General features: G+C 68.5%; 20 protein-coding genes. 13 read left to right on the top strand and 7 right to left on the bottom strand.

Going from position 1 to position 16,323, the window contains the following annotated elements:
- The first annotated feature begins 38 nt into the window (after window positions 1–38).
- The gene (folD, locus tag ACEQX1_RS08880; RefSeq protein WP_370192519.1) at window positions 39–959 is read left to right on the top strand and encodes a bifunctional methylenetetrahydrofolate dehydrogenase/methenyltetrahydrofolate cyclohydrolase FolD; all 921 of its coding nucleotides are present in this window, start codon (window positions 39–41) and stop codon (window positions 957–959) included.
- A gap of 55 nt (window positions 960–1,014) precedes the next feature.
- Here the strand turns inward: folD and ACEQX1_RS08875 are convergent, their stop codons facing one another.
- The 3 genes from ACEQX1_RS08875 to hrcA all read right to left on the bottom strand — a co-directional run bounded on the left by ACEQX1_RS08875 (window position 1,015) and on the right by hrcA (window position 3,513).
- Window positions 1,015–1,473, bottom strand: a complete 459-nt coding sequence (locus tag ACEQX1_RS08875; protein ID WP_370192517.1) for a DUF411 domain-containing protein — start codon at window positions 1,471–1,473, stop codon at window positions 1,015–1,017.
- Window positions 1,474–1,553: 80 nt separating this feature from the next.
- Window positions 1,554–2,282: a nucleotide exchange factor GrpE gene (grpE, locus tag ACEQX1_RS08870; protein WP_370196738.1), complete on the bottom strand. Its 729-nt coding sequence runs from the start codon at window positions 2,280–2,282 to the stop codon at window positions 1,554–1,556.
- Between the two features lie 121 nt (window positions 2,283–2,403).
- The gene (gene hrcA, locus ACEQX1_RS08865; RefSeq protein WP_024349400.1) at window positions 2,404–3,513 is read right to left on the bottom strand and encodes a heat-inducible transcriptional repressor HrcA; all 1,110 of its coding nucleotides are present in this window, start codon (window positions 3,511–3,513) and stop codon (window positions 2,404–2,406) included.
- Between the two features lie 263 nt (window positions 3,514–3,776).
- On the opposite strand from hrcA, the gene rph reads away from it, so the two are divergent.
- The 11 genes from rph (at window position 3,777) to ACEQX1_RS08810 (ending at window position 12,384) form a co-directional block, all read left to right on the top strand.
- Entirely contained in the window at window positions 3,777–4,502 is a 726-nt protein-coding gene (rph, locus tag ACEQX1_RS08860) for a ribonuclease PH (protein WP_370196737.1), read from the top strand.
- Entirely contained in the window at window positions 4,499–5,143 is a 645-nt protein-coding gene (gene rdgB, locus ACEQX1_RS08855; protein WP_370192510.1) for an RdgB/HAM1 family non-canonical purine NTP pyrophosphatase, read from the top strand. Before rph ends, rdgB begins: the two co-directional genes overlap by 4 nt.
- Window positions 5,140–6,336, top strand: coding sequence for a radical SAM family heme chaperone HemW (gene hemW, locus ACEQX1_RS08850; protein WP_024349397.1), 1,197 nt, complete (start codon window positions 5,140–5,142; stop codon window positions 6,334–6,336). Before rdgB ends, hemW begins: the two co-directional genes overlap by 4 nt.
- 71 nt (window positions 6,337–6,407) lie before the next feature.
- Window positions 6,408–6,662, top strand: a complete 255-nt coding sequence (locus ACEQX1_RS08845; protein ID WP_370192508.1) for a BrnT family toxin — start codon at window positions 6,408–6,410, stop codon at window positions 6,660–6,662.
- Entirely contained in the window at window positions 6,649–6,921 is a 273-nt protein-coding gene (locus ACEQX1_RS08840) for a BrnA antitoxin family protein (RefSeq protein WP_370192506.1), read from the top strand. Before ACEQX1_RS08845 ends, ACEQX1_RS08840 begins: the two co-directional genes overlap by 14 nt.
- Window positions 6,921–7,841 (top strand): 16S rRNA (cytidine(1402)-2'-O)-methyltransferase, encoded by a 921-nt coding sequence (gene rsmI / locus ACEQX1_RS08835; RefSeq protein WP_370192504.1) that lies wholly within the window; start codon window positions 6,921–6,923, stop codon window positions 7,839–7,841. The genes ACEQX1_RS08840 and rsmI overlap by 1 nt, the downstream gene beginning before the upstream one ends.
- Window positions 7,838–8,221 carry a YraN family protein gene (locus ACEQX1_RS08830; RefSeq protein WP_228239194.1) on the top strand — a complete coding sequence of 128 codons (384 nt, stop codon included), beginning with the start codon at window positions 7,838–7,840 and terminating at the stop codon, window positions 8,219–8,221. Before rsmI ends, ACEQX1_RS08830 begins: the two co-directional genes overlap by 4 nt.
- A 111-nt stretch (window positions 8,222–8,332) precedes the next feature.
- Window positions 8,333–10,204, top strand: coding sequence for an ABC transporter ATP-binding protein (locus ACEQX1_RS08825; RefSeq protein ID WP_230787681.1), 1,872 nt, complete (start codon window positions 8,333–8,335; stop codon window positions 10,202–10,204).
- Window positions 10,205–10,236: 32 nt separating this feature from the next.
- Window positions 10,237–11,046, top strand: coding sequence for a 4-hydroxy-tetrahydrodipicolinate reductase (gene dapB / locus ACEQX1_RS08820; RefSeq protein ID WP_370192498.1), 810 nt, complete (start codon window positions 10,237–10,239; stop codon window positions 11,044–11,046).
- Window positions 11,047–11,105: 59 nt separating this feature from the next.
- Window positions 11,106–11,726: a 2,3-bisphosphoglycerate-dependent phosphoglycerate mutase gene (locus ACEQX1_RS08815; RefSeq protein WP_370192496.1), complete on the top strand. Its 621-nt coding sequence runs from the start codon at window positions 11,106–11,108 to the stop codon at window positions 11,724–11,726.
- 109 nt (window positions 11,727–11,835) lie between these two features.
- Window positions 11,836–12,384, top strand: a complete 549-nt coding sequence (locus ACEQX1_RS08810) for a formaldehyde-activating enzyme (protein ID WP_370192494.1) — start codon at window positions 11,836–11,838, stop codon at window positions 12,382–12,384.
- A 21-nt stretch (window positions 12,385–12,405) separates the two neighbouring features.
- Here the strand turns inward: ACEQX1_RS08810 and nth (ACEQX1_RS08805) are convergent, their stop codons facing one another.
- The 3 genes from nth (ACEQX1_RS08805) to ACEQX1_RS08795 form a co-directional block, all read right to left on the bottom strand.
- Window positions 12,406–13,074: an endonuclease III gene (gene nth / locus ACEQX1_RS08805; protein ID WP_370196736.1), complete on the bottom strand. Its 669-nt coding sequence runs from the start codon at window positions 13,072–13,074 to the stop codon at window positions 12,406–12,408.
- 122 nt (window positions 13,075–13,196) lie between these two features.
- Window positions 13,197–14,117: a methylated-DNA--[protein]-cysteine S-methyltransferase gene (locus ACEQX1_RS08800; protein ID WP_370194184.1), complete on the bottom strand. Its 921-nt coding sequence runs from the start codon at window positions 14,115–14,117 to the stop codon at window positions 13,197–13,199.
- Window positions 14,118–14,208: 91 nt separating this feature from the next.
- On the bottom strand, window positions 14,209–14,718 hold the full coding sequence (locus tag ACEQX1_RS08795; RefSeq protein ID WP_370194185.1) for a DUF2244 domain-containing protein: 510 nt from the start codon (window positions 14,716–14,718) through the stop codon (window positions 14,209–14,211).
- A 25-nt stretch (window positions 14,719–14,743) separates the two neighbouring features.
- Here ACEQX1_RS08795 and nth (ACEQX1_RS08790) point away from each other — a divergent pair, with 25 nt between their 5' ends.
- Window positions 14,744–15,544 (top strand): endonuclease III, encoded by an 801-nt coding sequence (gene nth / locus ACEQX1_RS08790; RefSeq protein ID WP_370194186.1) that lies wholly within the window; start codon window positions 14,744–14,746, stop codon window positions 15,542–15,544.
- Here the strand turns inward: nth (ACEQX1_RS08790) and ACEQX1_RS08785 are convergent.
- On the bottom strand, window positions 15,501–16,280 hold the full coding sequence (locus ACEQX1_RS08785) for a sulfate transporter family protein (protein WP_370194187.1): 780 nt from the start codon (window positions 16,278–16,280) through the stop codon (window positions 15,501–15,503). The two genes, nth (ACEQX1_RS08790) and ACEQX1_RS08785, sit on opposite strands and share 44 nt — an antisense overlap.
- Window positions 16,281–16,323 lie beyond the last annotated feature (43 nt).

Here is a 16,323-nt window from a genome sequence, read left to right as displayed (position 1 = left end):
GACCCTGACGGCACCGCGGACAGGAAGGATACGGCACCATGGCCGAAGCACGGCGGATCGACGGCAAGGCGCGCGCGGCGCGGATCATCGAGGAGGTCACTGCGGCAACGACGTCCCTGACCGCCGAGACGGGCCTTCAGCCCGGACTGGCCGTGGTGATCGTCGGCGAGGACCCGGCCAGCCAGGTCTATGTCGGCTCCAAGGCCAGGCGCGCGGTCGAATGCGGCTTCAAGTCGGTCAAGCACGTGCTCGACGCCGACACGTCCGAAGCGGCACTGCTCGAGCTGATCGCCGAGCTCAACGCCGATCCCGAGATCCACGGCATTCTCGTCCAGCTGCCGCTGCCGCAGCAGATCGACGAGGGCAAGGTGATCCAGGCCATCGACGCCGACAAGGACGTCGACGGCTTCCACCTCGTCAATGTCGGGCGGTTGTCCACCGGCGCGATCGACGAGGCTTTCGTGCCGTGCACGCCGGCCGGCTCGATGATCCTGATCCGCGACGTCCTCGGCGACGATCTGTCGGGCCGCAACGCGGTGATCGTCGGCCGCTCCAACATCGTCGGCAAGCCGATGGCGCAGCTTCTCCTCGCCGCCAACGCCACCGTCACCATCGCCCATTCGCGTACGAAGGACCTGCCCGCCCTCTGCCGGAATGCGGATATCCTGGTCGCCGCGGTCGGACGGCCGGAGATGATCGGCGCGGACTATGTGAAGGAGGGGGCCGTGGTCATCGATGTCGGCATCAACCGGATCGACGCCCCCGAGAAGGGTAACAATCCGGACGGCTCGGCGAAGACCCAGCTGGTGGGCGATGTGGCGTTCGAGGCCGCATCGCAGAAGGCCGCGGCGATCACGCCGGTGCCGGGCGGCGTCGGGCCTATGACCATCGCCATGCTGATGGCCAACACGCTGGTGGCGGCCTGCCGCGCCGCCGGTCGTACGCCGCCGCGCTTCTGAGCCGGGCCACCAGGATCAGGCGCGACGCTCTATCCTGTCCGAAATTGGTACGCGGTCAGCGGGGGCCGACAGCCTGATAGACGGTCGGACCGCCTTCGCCGCCGAAGCCGTAGACGTCGTAACGGGCATCCGGATCGTCGCCCATGCCGGGCGAGCCCATCGGCATGCCAGGCGCCGACAGGCCGGCCAGTGCGGGACGCTCGGCGAGGAGCCGGTCGATCGCATCCATGGGCACATGGCCCTCGATGACGTAGCCTTCGATCCTGGCCGTGTGGCAGCCTTCCATCGCCGCCGGCACCTTCGCCGCGCGCTTGATCGGCGTCAGTTCGTCGGTGTTCGTGACCGTGACGTCGAAGCCATGCGCGCGGGCAATGTCCGTCCAGGCCTCGCAGCAACCGCAGGTCGGCGACTTCCAGACCGACATGTGCCGGTCGGCGTGATCGGCCTTCACCGCCAGCGTGCCGAGCACGAGCAGTCCGGCTGAAACCGCGAACGGGAGGATGGTCTTCGTCATAAGTCGCCTGTCCTTGCCTGGCATCCGTATCGCGAACTGGTCCCCGCGATACGGAAAAGCGTCGGCGGGCTTTGTGGCGATCAGATGGTGTCGCCGGCATCCTGCGGGGCGGCGTCCGCCTCGGCCTTGGCGGCAGAGGCCTTCGGCCCGCCCTTGGAGACGCCGACCATGGCCGGGCGCAGCACGCGCTCGCCGATGGCATAGCCCGCCTGCACGACCTGCAGGACGGTGCCGTTCGGCACTTCGGTGTTCGGGATCTCGAACATCGCCTGGTGGAAGTTCGGATCGAAGCGCTGGCCTTCCGGGTCGAGCTTCTTGACGCCGTGCTTCTCCAGCGTGCTGATTAGCGACCGCTCGGTCACCTCGACGCCGTCGATGAGGCCGGCCAGACCACCCTCGCCATCGGCCTTGGCTTCGGCCGGCACCGCTTCCAGCGCGCGGCGCAGATTGTCGGCGACCGACAGGATCTCGCGGGCAAAGCCGGTCACCGCGTAGGTGCGCGCATCCTTGACCTCGCGCTCGGTCCGCCGGCGCAGGTTTTCCATGTCGGCGGCCAGCCGCAGCAGGCGATCCTTGACGTCGGCGTTCTCGGCTTCCAGCGCCGCGATGCGCTCGGCATCGGCGCTGGCCGCCGCATCGGCGTCGGCAAAGCCGCTGGCGGCGTCCGCATAGCCGCTGCCTTCGGCGTTGGCATTGGCCGCCGCGCGCCGCGCCTCGGCCTCGCTCGCCGGGTCGGCGCGATCGCGGGCGGCCGGGTCAGCCGCCCGGTTGCGGGCTTCGTCGTGTTCGCGCTTGCCGGTATCGCTCATGCGTCATCACCTCGTGTCGGGGCCTGGCTGCGCAAGTCCGGCGGTGGGGGTCCCCACGCGAACCGCGCAGCGCGGCGGAAAATCGTTGTCGCGCCGCATATCGAATTGACGGGACGGAAAATCAAGCCTCGCGGGCGGCCGCGCCGGAGGTCAGAAGCCGCGATACGATGCGCGCGGTGTAGTCCACCATCGGCACGATGCGCTTGTAGTTGAGCCGGGTCGGGCCGATCACCCCGACCGCGCCGATGACGCTCTCGCCGCCGCCCTGATAGGGCGCGACCACCAGCGAGGATCCGGACAGCGAGAACAGCTTGTTCTCCGACCCGATGAAGATCCGCACGCCATTGCCCTTCTCGGCAAGGCCCAGAAGCTCGATGATGCCGCTCTTGGTCTCCAGGTCGTCGAAGAGCAGGCGCAGCCGCTCGATGTCCTCGGAGGCGGTGACGTTCTCCAGAAGATTTGCGCGACCGCGCACGATCAGCCGCGCCGGCTGGTCGGCCGAGGCGCCGGACCAGACCGCCAGCCCCTTTTCGACGAGCTGGCGCGACAGGAGATCGAGGGCACTGGACGTGTCGTCCTTCAGCCGGGCGATCTCCTCGCTCGCCTCGCCCAGCGTGCGGCCGACGATATGGGCGTTGAGGAAGTTCCCTGCCTCGACGAGCTGCGAGGCGGTGACGCCGGCCGGCAGGTCGAGAATGCGGTTTTCCACCTCGCCATTGGCGCCGACCAGCACCGCCAGCGCGCGCGTCGGCTCCAGCCGGATGAATTCGATATGCTTGAGGCGCAGATCGGCCTTGGAGGTGAGCACGATGCCGGCGCCGCGCGACAGGCCGGACAAAAGCTGGCTCGCCTCGGTCAGAAGCGATTCGAACGGGCGACCGTCGCCCGACACCCGCACCTTCTCCTCGATCTCCTCGCGCTCGGAGGAGCCGAGATCGCCGACTTCCAGAAAGGCGTCGACGAAGAAGCGCAGGCCCAGTTCGGTCGGCATGCGTCCGGCGCTGACATGCGGCGCATAGATCAGGCCGAGTGCTTCCAGATCGCTCATCACGTTGCGGATCGAGGCCGGCGACAGCGCGTTGGTCAAAAGCCGCGACAGCATGCGCGAGCCCACCGGCTCGCCGATGTCGAGATAGCTTTCGACGATCAGCCGGAAGATTTCCCGCGAGCGCTCGTCCAGCGGCAGTGCTCCGGAAGCCAAATCGCTGACAGGCAAACGGAATTCAGTCATGGCGTCGCATCGTTTCCCGCATGACCGGACTATATCGTTTCCCGCATGACCGGACTATAGGGAATGCTCGGGCCCTCGCCAAGCCGTCCGGCCGCGATAGCCCTCCGCGCGGGCGCCTTTCCGAGCGATCTTCCGCCATCGCGCACCGCCCCGCCATGACAGCGACGCGAAAATCTTTGATCCGCCGGGTCATCGCCGATACAAGCCCGGCGCAACCCGAAGCATCTATTCCCTTCTCCAGGACCGATTGTCAGGACCTCATCATGCGGCCATCCAAACGCGCCTTCGACGAATTGCGGCCCGTCAGCCTCGAGCGGAACTACTCGCGTCATGCCGAGGGCTCGTGCCTCGTCCGGTTCGGCGACACCCATGTCCTGTGCACGGCGAGCCTTGAAGAGCGCGTGCCGGGCTGGCTGAAGAATTCCGGCAAGGGCTGGGTGACGGCCGAATACGGCATGCTGCCGCGCGCCACGGGCGACCGGATGCGCCGCGAGGCGGCGTCCGGCAAGCAGTCGGGCCGCACCCAGGAAATCCCGCGCCTCGTCGGTCGCAGCCTGCGCGCGGTCGTCGACCTGCAGGCGCTGGGCGAGCGCCAGATCACCGTGGATTGCGACGTCATCCAGGCCGATGGCGGCACCCGCACGGCGGCGATCACCGGCGGCTACGTCGCACTGGCCGACTGCCTCGCATGGATGGGCCAGCGCGCCATGGTCGATCCGGCCAAGGTGCTGAAGGACCACGTCGCGGCGATCTCCTGCGGCATCTACAAGGGCGAGCCGGTGCTCGACCTCGACTACCCGGAGGATTCCGCCGCCGAGACCGACGCCAATTTCGTCATGACCGGCTCCGGCGGCATCGTCGAGATCCAGGGCACCGCCGAGGGCACGCCGTTCTCGCAGGACGAGTTCCTCAAGCTCCTCGATCTCGCCCGCAAGGGGATCAACGATCTCGTCGGCATGCAGCGCCAGGCCATCGAGGCCGCGCAATGAAACGTCTCGACCCGAAGGACGGCCCGCTTCTCGTCGCCAGCCACAACATCGGAAAGATCTGGGAAATCCGCGAGCTGATGGAGCCCTTCGGCTTCGAGGTGACCTCGGCGAAGGAAAAGGGCCTCGAGGATCCCGAAGAGACCGGCACGACCTTCGAGGCCAATGCCGAGCTCAAGGCACTGGCCGCCATGCGCGCCACCGGTCTCGTGTCGCTGTCGGACGATTCCGGCATCGCCATCGACGCGCTGAACGGCGATCCCGGCATCTATTCGGCGCGATGGGGCGGCCCGGATCGCGATTTCGCCATGGCAATGCGCAATGTCGAGGAAAAGCTGCAGGCGGCCGGCGCCACGACGCCGGAGCAGCGCCGGGCGAAATTCGTCGCGGTTCTGTGCCTTGCGGATCCGGCCGGCGGCACGCATCTCTTCCGCGGCGAGGTCGAGGGGACCATCGTCTGGCCGCCGCGCGGCGAGCTCGGCTTCGGCTACGATCCGATCTTCCTGCCCGACGGCAGCGACCGGACCTTCGGCGAGATGATGTCGGCGGAAAAACACGCCTGGAAGCCCGGCCAGCCGACCGCCATGTCGCATCGGGCCCGGGCATTCCAGAAATTCGCGCGCGACGCACTCGGAGTCGAATGACGATCCATTCCCGCCCAGGCCGTGACGTTCTCGCCTTCGAGCCGCAATCGCGCGCGCCGGGGTTCGGCGTCTATGTGCATTGGCCGTTCTGCGCGGCCAAATGCCCGTATTGCGACTTCAACAGCCATGTCCGCCATAAGCCGGTGGATCAGGAGCGCTATGCGGCGGCGTTCGAGCGGGAACTGGCCGAGATGGCCCGCCGCTCGGCGGGTGAAACGGTCACCTCGGTCTTCCTCGGCGGTGGTACGCCATCGCTGATGGAGCCGGCGACGGTCGGCCGGATCCTCGATGCCGTGGCCGCCAACTGGACGATCGCCGACGGTGCCGAAATCACGCTGGAGGCCAATCCGTCGAGCGTCGAGGCGGAGCGGTTCCGCGGCTATCGCGAGGCCGGCGTCAACCGGGTGTCGCTCGGCGTGCAGGCCTTGAACGACCGCGACCTTCGGCTTCTCGGCCGGCTGCACAGCGTCGACCAGGCGCTGCACGCCATCGGCCTTGCCCGCGAGATCTTCCCGCGCCTGTCCTTCGACCTGATCTATGCCCGGCCCGACCAGACCGTCGCGGCCTGGGAAAGCGAGCTGAACCAGGCGATCGATCTGGCCGCCGATCATCTGTCGCTCTACCAGCTCACCATCGAGGAGGGCACGCCCTTCTACGCGCTGCACAAGGCGGGCAAGCTGATCGTGCCGGATGGCGACCTGTCGGCCGACCTTTACGAATCCACCCAGCGGATCACCGCCGAACGCGGCCTGCCGGCCTACGAGATCTCCAACCACGCCGTCCCGGGCGCCGAATCCCGCCACAACCTGACCTACTGGCGCTACGGGCTTTATGCCGGTGTCGGCCCCGGCGCCCATGGCCGGCTGATGGGGCCGGGCGGGCGCCACGCCATCTCCAACGAACCATTGCCGGAAACCTGGCTGAAGATGGTCGAATCCTGGGACAGCGGGGCGGTGGTCGACGAATTGCTGAGCCCGACCGAACAGGCCGACGAATTGCTACTGATGGGCCTGCGCCTGACCGAGGGCATCGACCTGAAGCGCTGGCGCAAGCTGACCGGCCGCGACCTCGATCCGGTCAGCGAGGCCGACCTGATGGCCCACGGCATGGTGGAACGCCTCGGCCCCGACCGGCTGCGGGCGACGCCCGCCGGCATGCTCGTCCTCGACGCGGTGGTCGCCGACCTCGCCTGATGCGGATTTCGTTGACGCTCCGGTGCCCTATATAGTGGATGGCGACCGTCACGTGCCGGAGCCGTCGCGCATTGGATTTCGACCCCGCCAAGGATGCCGCGAATATCGCGAAGCACAGCGTCTCTCTGGCAAGAGCGGCAGATATGGATCTGCGGCTGGTCATCAGGGATGACCGCCACGACTATGGCGAGGCGCGGTTCCGTGGTTTCGGATTGATCGACGGCCAGCCTTTCTGTGTTGCCTTCACCGTCCGCGCTGGCGCGGTGCGTCCGATCAGCCTCCGCCGCGCCCATCGAAAGGAGTTCGAACGCTATGTCGGACAATAGCCAAGAGCCCATCATCGATAGCGACAACCCGGAGTGGACCGAGGCGGATTTCCGCCGCGCAAGCGTGCCCGCTTCGAAGCTTCCTGCCGAAATCCTCGCGCAGTTCGCAGGCACCGGTCGCTCGTCGGAAGGGCCCGGCGCTGGAAAAGTGTCGATTTCACTGGAACTGAGCGCCGAAGTGGTCACCCATTTCAAGGCGACCGGGCCGGGCTGGCAAGCGCGGATCGACGAAGCGCTGAAGCGGTCGATCGCCAAGTGATGTCCGAAGAGTTGCAGGCGCACAAAGACGAGCAGGCCACCGCCCGCCGCTATCGCATCCGGGATGTGGCGCACACGGCGCCGAAGCCGGAGCCGGGCCTCTATCTGGTGGCGACGCCGATCGGCAATCTCGGCGACGTGACCCTGCGCGGGCTGGAACTCATCGCCGGGGCCGACCGCCTTGCCTGCGAGGATACGCGCGTCACCGCCAAGCTGCTGCATCGCTTCGGCATCGAGCGGCGGATGTTCGCCTATCACGAGCACAATGCCGAAGACGCCGGCGCCGCGCTCCTCGCCGATTTGCAGGCTGGCCTGTCGGTGGCGCTGGTCTCGGACGCCGGGACGCCGCTGGTGTCGGACCCCGGCTACCGGATCGTGCAGGAGGCGATCGCAGCCGGGATTCCAGTGGTGCCGATCCCCGGCGCCTCGGCGGCCCTTGCCGCGCTGCTCGCCTCGGGCCTCCCGTCGGACGCCTTCTTCTTTGCCGGCTTCCTGCCGCAGAAGGAGCAGGCCCGCGCGCAGCGGCTGGAAGAACTCGCCCGCATTCCCGGCACGCTGGTCTTCTTCGAAGCCCCGCACCGGATCGCCGACAGTCTCGCGGCCATGGACCAGGCCCTCGGCGCACGCCAGGCAGCCGTCTGCCGCGAGCTCACCAAGGCCTACGAGACCATCTATCGCGGCACGCTGGGCGAACTCGCCGCCCAGTTCGCGGCCATGGAACGGGTGCGCGGCGAGATCGTCGTCTGCATCGCACCGCCCGACGCGCCGCCGGTGGCGAGCGGGGCCGACGCCGACGCGATCCTGTCGGGCTTGCTGGCGGAGATGAAGCCGACCAAAGCAGCGCAGGAAGCCGCCAGGCTGACCGGCCTCGGGAGACGCGACCTCTACCAGCGCGCCCTCGCCCTCAAGGACCGGCAGTGACCTCTGCGGACGCGGCCCGCGCCCGGCGACGGCAGGGCTTTCGCAAGGGCCATCGCGGCGAGTGGCTGGCGGCCATGGCGCTGCGGCTGAAGGGCTATCGCATCCTCGCCGTCCGGCACCGCACGAAAGCCGGCGAGATCGACCTGATCGCCCGGCGCGGCGATCTCGTCGCTTTCGTCGAGGTGAAGGCCCGCGCGACGCTTGCCGAGGCGATGGACGCAGTCGGCCCGCAGACCCAGCGCCGGATCGAGGCCGCGGCCGATCTGTGGATTGGGCGCCGGGCCGATTTCGCCCGGCTCTCGCGCCGTTTCGACATCGTCGCCGTGCTGCCGTGGCGCTGGCCGGTCCATGTCACCGGCGCGTGGCAGGGTCGCGGCTAGGCTTCCAGTCATCCGGACCGTTGCCGATCGGCCAGTGCCGACGGATTTCCGACGCGGCGCCCGCCCGGTCCCGATAGGCACCGGGCGCATGAGCCTCTATAGGACGTCGCGATGAGCAAGAAAACGACAGCCGGGCAGGCCGCCGGCGCGACGACGAAGAAGCGGATCTCCCTGAAGGAGCCGGGCGAGCGCGGTCTCGTGCTGCGGCTCCTGAAGCGGATCATCCAGGAGAACGGCCGGCAGTTCCTGCGCCAGTACGTGATGGCGATCGTCTGTCTCGTGCTGGTCGCGGCCTCCACGGCGTTTCTCGCCTGGATCATGCGCAGCGTGATCGACGACATCTTCGTCAACCAGAACCGCGCCGCCATCGTCACGCTGCCGATCGTCGTCTTCCTGGCCTTCGCCACGCGTGGCCTTGCCACCTACGGCCAGGGCGTGATCCTCGCCCGCATCGGCAACCACATCGTGGCGCGCTACCAGCGCCGGCTGTTCGCCCATCTGATGGCTCTGTCGGTGGACTTCTTCGGCGAGAACCGCTCGGCGCATCTCGCCGCCCGGATCAACCAGAATGTCGCCGGCATCCGCGACACGCTGAACCTGACGGTCACCTCGATCGCCCGCGATCTCCTGACGCTGATCTTCCTCGTCTTCGTGATGATCTACCAGGACCCGCTGCTGTCGATGATCGCGCTGATCGCAGGACCGCCGATCGCCCTGATGATCGGCATCCTCGCCCGCAAGCTGCGGGTGGTCACCCGCCAGTCGATCGACCTCAATGCGCGGGTGCTCGGCTCGATCCAGGAAGCGGCGCAGGGCATCACCGTGGTGAAGGCCTTCACCATGGAAAAGCCGCTGCGCGCACGCATCGAGACGCTGATCCTCGGCGCCGAGGAGCGCTCCAACCGCATCGCCGTCATCACCGAGCGCACCACGCCGGTCACCGAGATCGTCGCCGGCCTCGCGATCGCCGGGGTGATCGCCTATTCGGGCTACCGCGCCATCGTCTACGGCTATTCGCCGGGCGCCATGTTCGCCTTCATCACGGCGCTGCTGCTCGCCTATGATCCGGCCCGCCGTCTCGCCAAGTTGCAGGTGCAACTCGAGCGGGCGCTGGTCAACGCCCAGATGATCTACGAGATCCTCGATCTGGAGCCGGGCCAAGCCGACAAGCCGGGCGCGCCGGCGCTGAAGGTCGACCGGGCCGAGATCGTCTTCGAGAATGTCGGCTTCGGCTATCATCCGGGCGAACCCGTCCTGAAGGGCATGAGCTTCACCGCCCGGCCCGGCCGCACCACCGCCCTGATCGGCGCGTCCGGCGGCGGCAAGTCCACCGTGATCTCGCTGCTGCAACGCTTCTACGACGTCTCCGAGGGTGCCATCCGCATCGACGGCCAGGACATCCGCGACGTGGCGACCGCCTCGCTGCGCGCCCAGATCGCCTACGTTCCGCAGACGCCGTATCTCTTCGAGGGCACGATCCGCGAGAACATCCGTCTCGGCCGCCCCGATGCGACCGACGACGAGATCGCCGAGGCCGCGCGGCAGGCGCAGGCCGAGGAATTCATCCTCGCCCAGCCGCAGGGCTACGACACGCCGCTCGGCGAAAACGGCATCTCGCTGTCGGGCGGCCAGCGCCAGCGGCTGTCGATCGCCCGGGCGCTGGTGCGCAACGCCCCGATCCTGCTTCTCGACGAGGCCACATCGGCCCTCGACACGCGCTCCGAGACCCTGGTGCAGGCGGCGCTGGACGAGGCGATGAAGAACCGCACCGTCCTCGTCGTCGCGCACCGCCTGTCGACCATCGTCGGGGCCGACCAGATTCTCGTCGTCGATGGCGGCGAGATCGTCGAGCGCGGCAGCCACGAGGAACTTGTCGGACGCCGCGACGGCCTCTATGCCCGGTTCCACGGCCTGCAGTCGAGCGATCGCCGCAGCGGCACGGCAACGCGGCCCGAGGAAATCGCCGCATCCGTGCGGAGCTGACGCGCCAGGCCGCGCAACGAGGGAGAGACGCGATGGCACCGATGAAGCTGGTCGTCCTGGGCGCTGCCGGTCGCATGGGCCGCACGCTGGTCACCGTGATCGGCGAAACCGAAGGCGCCGTCCTGTCCGGCGCGGTCGAACGCGAGGGCTCGGAGGCGATCGGCCAGGATGCGGGCCTCCTCGCCGGCATCGGGACCTCGGGCGTCATCATCACCGACGATATCGACGGGGCGCTCGCCGGCGCCGACGGCATCATCGACTTCACCGCACCGGCGGCCTCCGTCGCCATGGCCGAACGCGCTGCGAGCGGCTCGCTGGTCCATGTCGTTGGCACCACCGGCTGCTCGCCCGATCAGGACGCGGCGATCGCAGCCAGTGCCGAGCGCACGCCGATCGTCAAATCCGGCAATATGAGCCTCGGCGTCAATCTTCTCGCCGGCCTCGTCGAGAAGGCCGCCCGGGCGCTCGGCCCCGACGCCTTCGACATCGAGATCCTGGAAATGCACCACAAGCACAAGGTGGATGCGCCGTCCGGCACCGCGCTGCTTCTCGGCGAGGCCGCCGCGAAGGGTCGCGGCATTTCGCTCGCCGACAACAGCGTGCGGGTGCGCGACGGCCATACCGGGCCACGCCCTGAGGGCACGATCGGCTTCGCCACGCTGCGCGGCGGTTCGGTGACCGGCGAGCATTCGGTGATCCTGGCCGGCGAAGGCGAGCGCATCGAGATCTCGCATCTGGCGACCGACCGGGCGATCTTCGCCCGCGGCGCCGTCCGCGCCGCCCTCTGGGCGAAGGACCGTGCGCCCGGCCTCTACACCATGGCCAACGTCCTCGGTCTCTGACGGCTGGCCCCCCGCCCGCCCCACACGCTTCATCCGACCCACATGAAAGGTCCGCCGCGATGTCCAGAACCCTCGTCCTCGTCCGCCACGGCCAGAGCGACTGGAACCTTAAGAACCTCTTCACCGGCGGGAAGGACCCCGACCTGACCGAGAAGGGTGTCGAGGAAGCCAAGGATGCGGGGCGCCGCCTGAAGGCCGCGGGCCTGACCTTCGACATCGCCTTCACCAGCGAACTCTCCCGTGCCCAGCGCACGCTGACCCTGGCGCTCGACGAACTCGGCCAGCCGGACCTTCAGACGATCCGCAACGTCGCCCTCAACGAGCGCGACTATGGCGACCTGTCCGGCCTCAACAAGGACGACGCCCGCGCCAAATGGGGCGAGGAGCAGGTACATATCTGGCGCCGCTCCTACGACGTGCCCCCGCCGGGCGGCGAGAGCCTGAAGGACACCGGCGCCCGCGTCTGGCCCTATTACATCCATGATATCCTGCCGAAGGTGATGAACGACGGCACGGTGCTGGTCGCCGCCCACGGCAATTCGCTGCGCGCCATGGTGATGGCGCTGGACGGGCTGACCGGCGAGGAGATCGTCGGCCAGGAGATCGCCACCGGCGTGCCGATCGTCTACCGGCTCAACGCCGATACCAGCGTCGCCGAAAAGACCATCCTCGAAGGCTGACGGCGCTCCGGTTTCGCTTATGCCCGCGCCGGCTTGGCGCGGGTTTGAGTGCGCCGGCGGAAGCTGCTAGGCCGCAGCGGGCGCCGGAAACCAGCGAGAGAATGCCATCATGACCGACCGTATCGTCCTGTGCAGCGGCGAAGCCCTTGTCGCCGGCGGCCCTCCGGGCACCGCCGCCGAACCGGAAGTCGTCATCGGCGAGCTCGACGGGCCGGTCGGCACCGCGCTCGCCACCCTCACCGGCGACCAGGTGAAGGGCCATAGCCGCGTCTTTGCCCTGCTCAACACCGACATCATGGTCCGCCCGGTCACGCTCTGCGTGTCGAAGGTCACCGTCGACGATCCGAAATACACCAATATCCTGATGGGCACGGTGCAGTTCGCCATCGCCAATGGCGTGCTCGACGCCGTGCGCGAGGGCATCCTGCCGAAGGACCGGGTCAACGATCTCGGCATCATCTGCTCGGTGTGGCTCGCCCCGACCATCGTCGACGTGCCGGATCTCGACCACAAGGTGCTCTTCGACATCCATCGCAAGGGCATGACCCAGGCGATCCGCAAGGCGATGGCGAACGAGCCCTCGATCGACTGGCTCCTGGAGAACCAGGACAACATCGTCCACAAATACTACCAGATGGGCCTCGACGGTAAGATCTGAGGCCGACGGGCCGTCGTCGCTTCAGGAGCCGGCGGCGTCCCGGTTGGCGGCGAACCAGAGGCAGAGATCGGTGAGCATGCAGGCCTCGCAGCGGGGCCTGCGCGCCACGCAGACCGCCTTGCCGAACTGGATCAGCCAGAAATGCCCGTCGCCCTGCGCCCAGTCCGGGGCGCGGGCGGCGAGCTGGTCGGCTGTGGCCTCGGCCCCGCGTGCCGCCGTCAGGCCGATGCGGTTGGCAACCCGGTGAACATGGGTGTCGACGGCGATGACGTCCTGTCCGAAGGTGAAGCTGAGGACGATGTCGGCGCATTTGCGCCCGACGCCCGGCAACGCCATCAGCCCGGCCCGATCCTGCGGGACGAGCCCGCCATGGCTCTCCAGCAGCGTGTGGCACAGCCGCGTGAGATTGCGCGCCTTCATGTTGTAGAGGCCGCAGGGTTTGATCGCTCGGGCAATAGCCTCCTCACCCAGCATCAGCATCGCCTGCGGGGTCGTGGCCAGCGCAAACAGCGCCTCGGCCGCCGCGGCCGTGTTGCGGTCGAGGCTCTGGGCCGAGAGGACGCAGGAGACCAGCGAGCGGAACGGGTCGGGCTGATCCTTCGGCCCCTTGGCCGTCGCCGTGCGCCCCGGCATCTCGGCGGCAAGGCGGCGAAACACCGTCTCCACTGCCGCCTCCGGCAGAACCGCCATGTCGCTCATCCGTCCGGCCACCGGCCTCGTCCTCCCCGATCGGGGATTTCAGATAGGTCGGCGTGCGATCCTGCGAATGCGACCGCTTGCCCCGGCACGGGTCATCGCCAGGACAGCGCATGTCATCCGTTGTCGCGGGCCAGAAGTCCGCTTTCCCAGCCCAGCATCGCCCGCTTGCGGGTGATGCCCCAGTGATAGCCGGTGAGCGCCCCGGACTTGCCGACCACCCGGTGGCAGGGCACGACGAAGGAGATCGGGTTGCGCCCGACTGCCGCCCCGACGGCGCGCGCCGCCTTCGGCGCGCCGATGCGCCCGGCGACGCTGGCATAGGTGGTCGCCTGTCCCACCGGGATCGTCAGCAGCGTTTCCCAGACCCGGATCTCGAAATCCGTGCCGATCAGCACCACCCGCAACGGCCGTTCGCTCTCCCAGTGGCCGGGCTCGAAGATGCGCCGGGCGAGCGGGGCGGTCCGGTCGGGCGCCGGCCGGAAGCTCGCCTTCGGCCAGCGCCGGCGCATGTCGTCCAGCGCCGCCGCCTCGCCGCCGTCGCCGGGTTCCGCGAAGCCGATGCCGGCGAGGCCCCGTTCGGTGGCCACGACCAGCGCCAGGCCGAAGGGCGTCGCGTGGAAGCCGTAGTCGAAGGCGATGCCCGCGCCCTTGGCCTTGTAGGCGCCCGGCGACTGGGCCTCGTGCTTGACGAAGAGATCGTGCAGCCGCGAGGGGCCGGAGAGGCCAACCTCGAAGGCGGCATCCAGCAGCGACGCCCCGCCGTCGAGCAGGCGGCGGGCATGGTCCATGGTGACGGCCTGCAGGAACGCCTTCGGCGTCAGCCCGGCCCAGCGGCGGAATACGGCGGTCAGTGCCTCTTCCGAGCGGCCGAGTGCCGCGGCGATCTCGCCGAGGCTCGGCTGCTCGCTGTAATGGGTCGAGATGAACTCGATGGCGCGGCGGACCGTCTCGTAATCGCCAAGGCTCTCCTGGCCGGCGGATGGCGTGATCACGGCGGGGTCGGTTCGGACCGTGTCGGGTACGATCGACAACATGGCAATTCTCCCTTGCTGGCCGATCATCGCCTCCGCGGGCGGCGTCCGCCACCCGTTTTCCGACAATCAGCCCGACGGAGACGCCAGCCGGTCAGCGGCCCTTGGCGGTCAGCAGCGCGCGGTTGAATTCGCGGGCAAAGCTCTCGCGGTCGTCGGGATTGAGAAACCCGCCGATCTCGGTCGAAGCGGCCTTGGAATCGACGCTCATCCGGGTGATGCCGATCTCGTCGTGCCGGTCGACCTTGAACCGCGCCCAGAACGGGTTGTGATGGGTCTCGCGAACCTCGCCGCGCGGCGAGATCTTGCGGATGGCCAGGTCGGTCCGGGACACGGTGACCAGTTCGCGTGCCTTGGCCGAGCGGTAGCTGGCGCGAAACGCCCACCAGATCAGCAGCACGTCGACGCCGAAGAAGCCGAAGACCGGCCAGGCGCCCTTGGCGACGAAGGCGATGCCGGTGACAAGGCTGACCCCGCCGACAAAGGCCATGAGGATGTTGAAGCCGCGCCGGCCGAGCGAGCGGTAGGGCGTCAGCAAGGCCTCGAAGATCGGCCGTTCCGACGCGGCGTCGGCCTGACCTGTGCCATCGCGATTGTCAGTCACGGCGTCGTCTCGCTATAGGGCAACGATGAGCGACAAGATTGGACCATCCGGCCAAGGGGTCAAGCGCGGCAAAAGCGACGCATCGCCTCGCGCGGCCAGTGCCAAGCGTCCGGCCAGGGCGGCGACGCGGCGCCCGGCCCGGCCGCGCCGCGTGAAGATCCCCTATTCGGAAGAGGAGATCACCGAGATCTTCCGGCGCTTCTCGGTGCAGCGGCCGGAGCCCGTGTCAGAGCTCGCCTACACCAATCCGTTCACCCTGCTCGTCGCCGTCGTCCTGTCGGCGCAGGCGACCGATGCCGGCGTCAACAAGGCGACGCGCGAACTGTTTCGCGTCGCCGACAATGCAGCGGCCATGGCGGCGCTGGGCGAGGATGCGATCCGCGAGCATATCCGCACGATCGGGCTCTATCGCAACAAGGCCAAGAACGTCGCCGCCCTCGCCGAAACGCTGGTGGCGCAGCATGGCGGCCAAGTGCCCGGCGAGCGCGCCGCGCTGGAGGCCCTGCCCGGCGTCGGCCGCAAGACCGCCAGCGTCGTTCTCAACGTCGCCTTCGGCGAGGAGACGCTGGCCGTCGACACCCACATCTTCCGGATCGGCAACCGGCTGAAGCTGGCGCCCGGCGCAACGCCCGAGGCGGTGGAGCAGGGACTGTTGCGGATCATTCCGCAGCCCTATCGCCGCCATGCCCATCACTGGCTGATCCTGCACGGCCGCTATGTCTGCAAGGCACGCAAGCCGGACTGCGAGGCCTGCGTCATCGCCGATCTCTGCAAGGCCGAGATCAAGACGAACGACGTTCCGGCGCCGCTGCATCCGATCCCCTGACACGGGGCGCGGTCCGGTCCGCCTGGACCGGCAGGCCGCCGGTCTTCGCCGCGATGCGCTGGTGCAGATGCACCATCAGCGCCGCCGCAAAGAGCGGCGTCAGCAGATTGACGATCGGGATCGCCAGGAAGCCGGCGATCAAAAGGCCCGCCACGAATACCGTGCCGCCATGGCGCGAACGGATCGCCTTGGCCTCGTCCTCCGAACGGTAGCGCATGGCCGCGAACTCGAAATATTCGCGGCCGAGGAGATAGCCGTTGACCAGGAAGAAGGCTGCGATGTTGACGCCGGGCACGAGCAGCAGCACCAGCGCCAGCAGATTGCCGAGGATGACCACGCCGAAGAACTTCACCGACAGGACGAGCCCCGGCAGGAAGGCCATCGCCGTGCCGGTCGGGGCATCCGGGTAGCTCTCGCGCTCGACCACCACCGCCACGTCGTCGAGGAACAGGCTGGCGATGACCGCGCTGATCGGGCCGATCAGGAAGGCCAGGAGCACCGCCAGAAGCAGGCCGGCGGCCCAGCCGGCCAGCGTGCCGGCCTGATCGAGCCAGCTCAGATCGTCCGGAAAGAGGTTGGAGAGGAACGGCACGGCGAAGATCTCGGCGATGGCGCCGATGCCGAACCAGAGCGCCACGAGCACCACGGCCGTCAGCCCCAGGGTCTTCCAGAGGGCGGCCCGGAAGGGCGGCGAGAAGATGTCGGCGAGCGCAAGCCGGGCGGCGGTGAAGATCATCGGGCGTCCTTTCCGTGCAGCCGAGATAGGCACGCCGACGCGC

The sequence above is a fragment of the Aurantimonas sp. genome, from assembly GCF_964217435.1.
Lineage (GTDB): Bacteria > Pseudomonadota > Alphaproteobacteria > Rhizobiales > Rhizobiaceae > Aurantimonas > Aurantimonas coralicida.
Note: the sequence above shows the minus strand (reverse complement) of the source record. Positions and strands in the feature narration are given on the sequence as shown.

Coding starts and splice junctions, on each gene's coding strand:
- folD (WP_370192519.1), top strand. CDS start 39: ATGGCCGAAGCACGGCGGATCGACGGCAAGGCGCGCGCGGCGCGGATC.
- ACEQX1_RS08875 (WP_370192517.1), bottom strand. CDS start 1,473: ATGACGAAGACCATCCTCCCGTTCGCGGTTTCAGCCGGACTGCTCGTG.
- grpE (WP_370196738.1), bottom strand. CDS start 2,282: ATGAGCGATACCGGCAAGCGCGAACACGACGAAGCCCGCAACCGGGCG.
- hrcA (WP_024349400.1), bottom strand. CDS start 3,513: ATGACTGAATTCCGTTTGCCTGTCAGCGATTTGGCTTCCGGAGCACTG.
- rph (WP_370196737.1), top strand. CDS start 3,777: ATGCGGCCATCCAAACGCGCCTTCGACGAATTGCGGCCCGTCAGCCTC.
- rdgB (WP_370192510.1), top strand. CDS start 4,499: ATGAAACGTCTCGACCCGAAGGACGGCCCGCTTCTCGTCGCCAGCCAC.
- hemW (WP_024349397.1), top strand. CDS start 5,140: ATGACGATCCATTCCCGCCCAGGCCGTGACGTTCTCGCCTTCGAGCCG.
- ACEQX1_RS08840 (WP_370192506.1), top strand. CDS start 6,649: ATGTCGGACAATAGCCAAGAGCCCATCATCGATAGCGACAACCCGGAG.
- rsmI (WP_370192504.1), top strand. CDS start 6,921: ATGTCCGAAGAGTTGCAGGCGCACAAAGACGAGCAGGCCACCGCCCGC.
- ACEQX1_RS08825 (WP_230787681.1), top strand. CDS start 8,333: ATGAGCAAGAAAACGACAGCCGGGCAGGCCGCCGGCGCGACGACGAAG.
- dapB (WP_370192498.1), top strand. CDS start 10,237: ATGGCACCGATGAAGCTGGTCGTCCTGGGCGCTGCCGGTCGCATGGGC.
- ACEQX1_RS08815 (WP_370192496.1), top strand. CDS start 11,106: ATGTCCAGAACCCTCGTCCTCGTCCGCCACGGCCAGAGCGACTGGAAC.
- ACEQX1_RS08810 (WP_370192494.1), top strand. CDS start 11,836: ATGACCGACCGTATCGTCCTGTGCAGCGGCGAAGCCCTTGTCGCCGGC.
- nth (WP_370196736.1), bottom strand. CDS start 13,074: ATGGCGGTTCTGCCGGAGGCGGCAGTGGAGACGGTGTTTCGCCGCCTT.
- ACEQX1_RS08800 (WP_370194184.1), bottom strand. CDS start 14,117: ATGTTGTCGATCGTACCCGACACGGTCCGAACCGACCCCGCCGTGATC.
- nth (WP_370194186.1), top strand. CDS start 14,744: ATGAGCGACAAGATTGGACCATCCGGCCAAGGGGTCAAGCGCGGCAAA.
- ACEQX1_RS08785 (WP_370194187.1), bottom strand. CDS start 16,280: ATGATCTTCACCGCCGCCCGGCTTGCGCTCGCCGACATCTTCTCGCCG.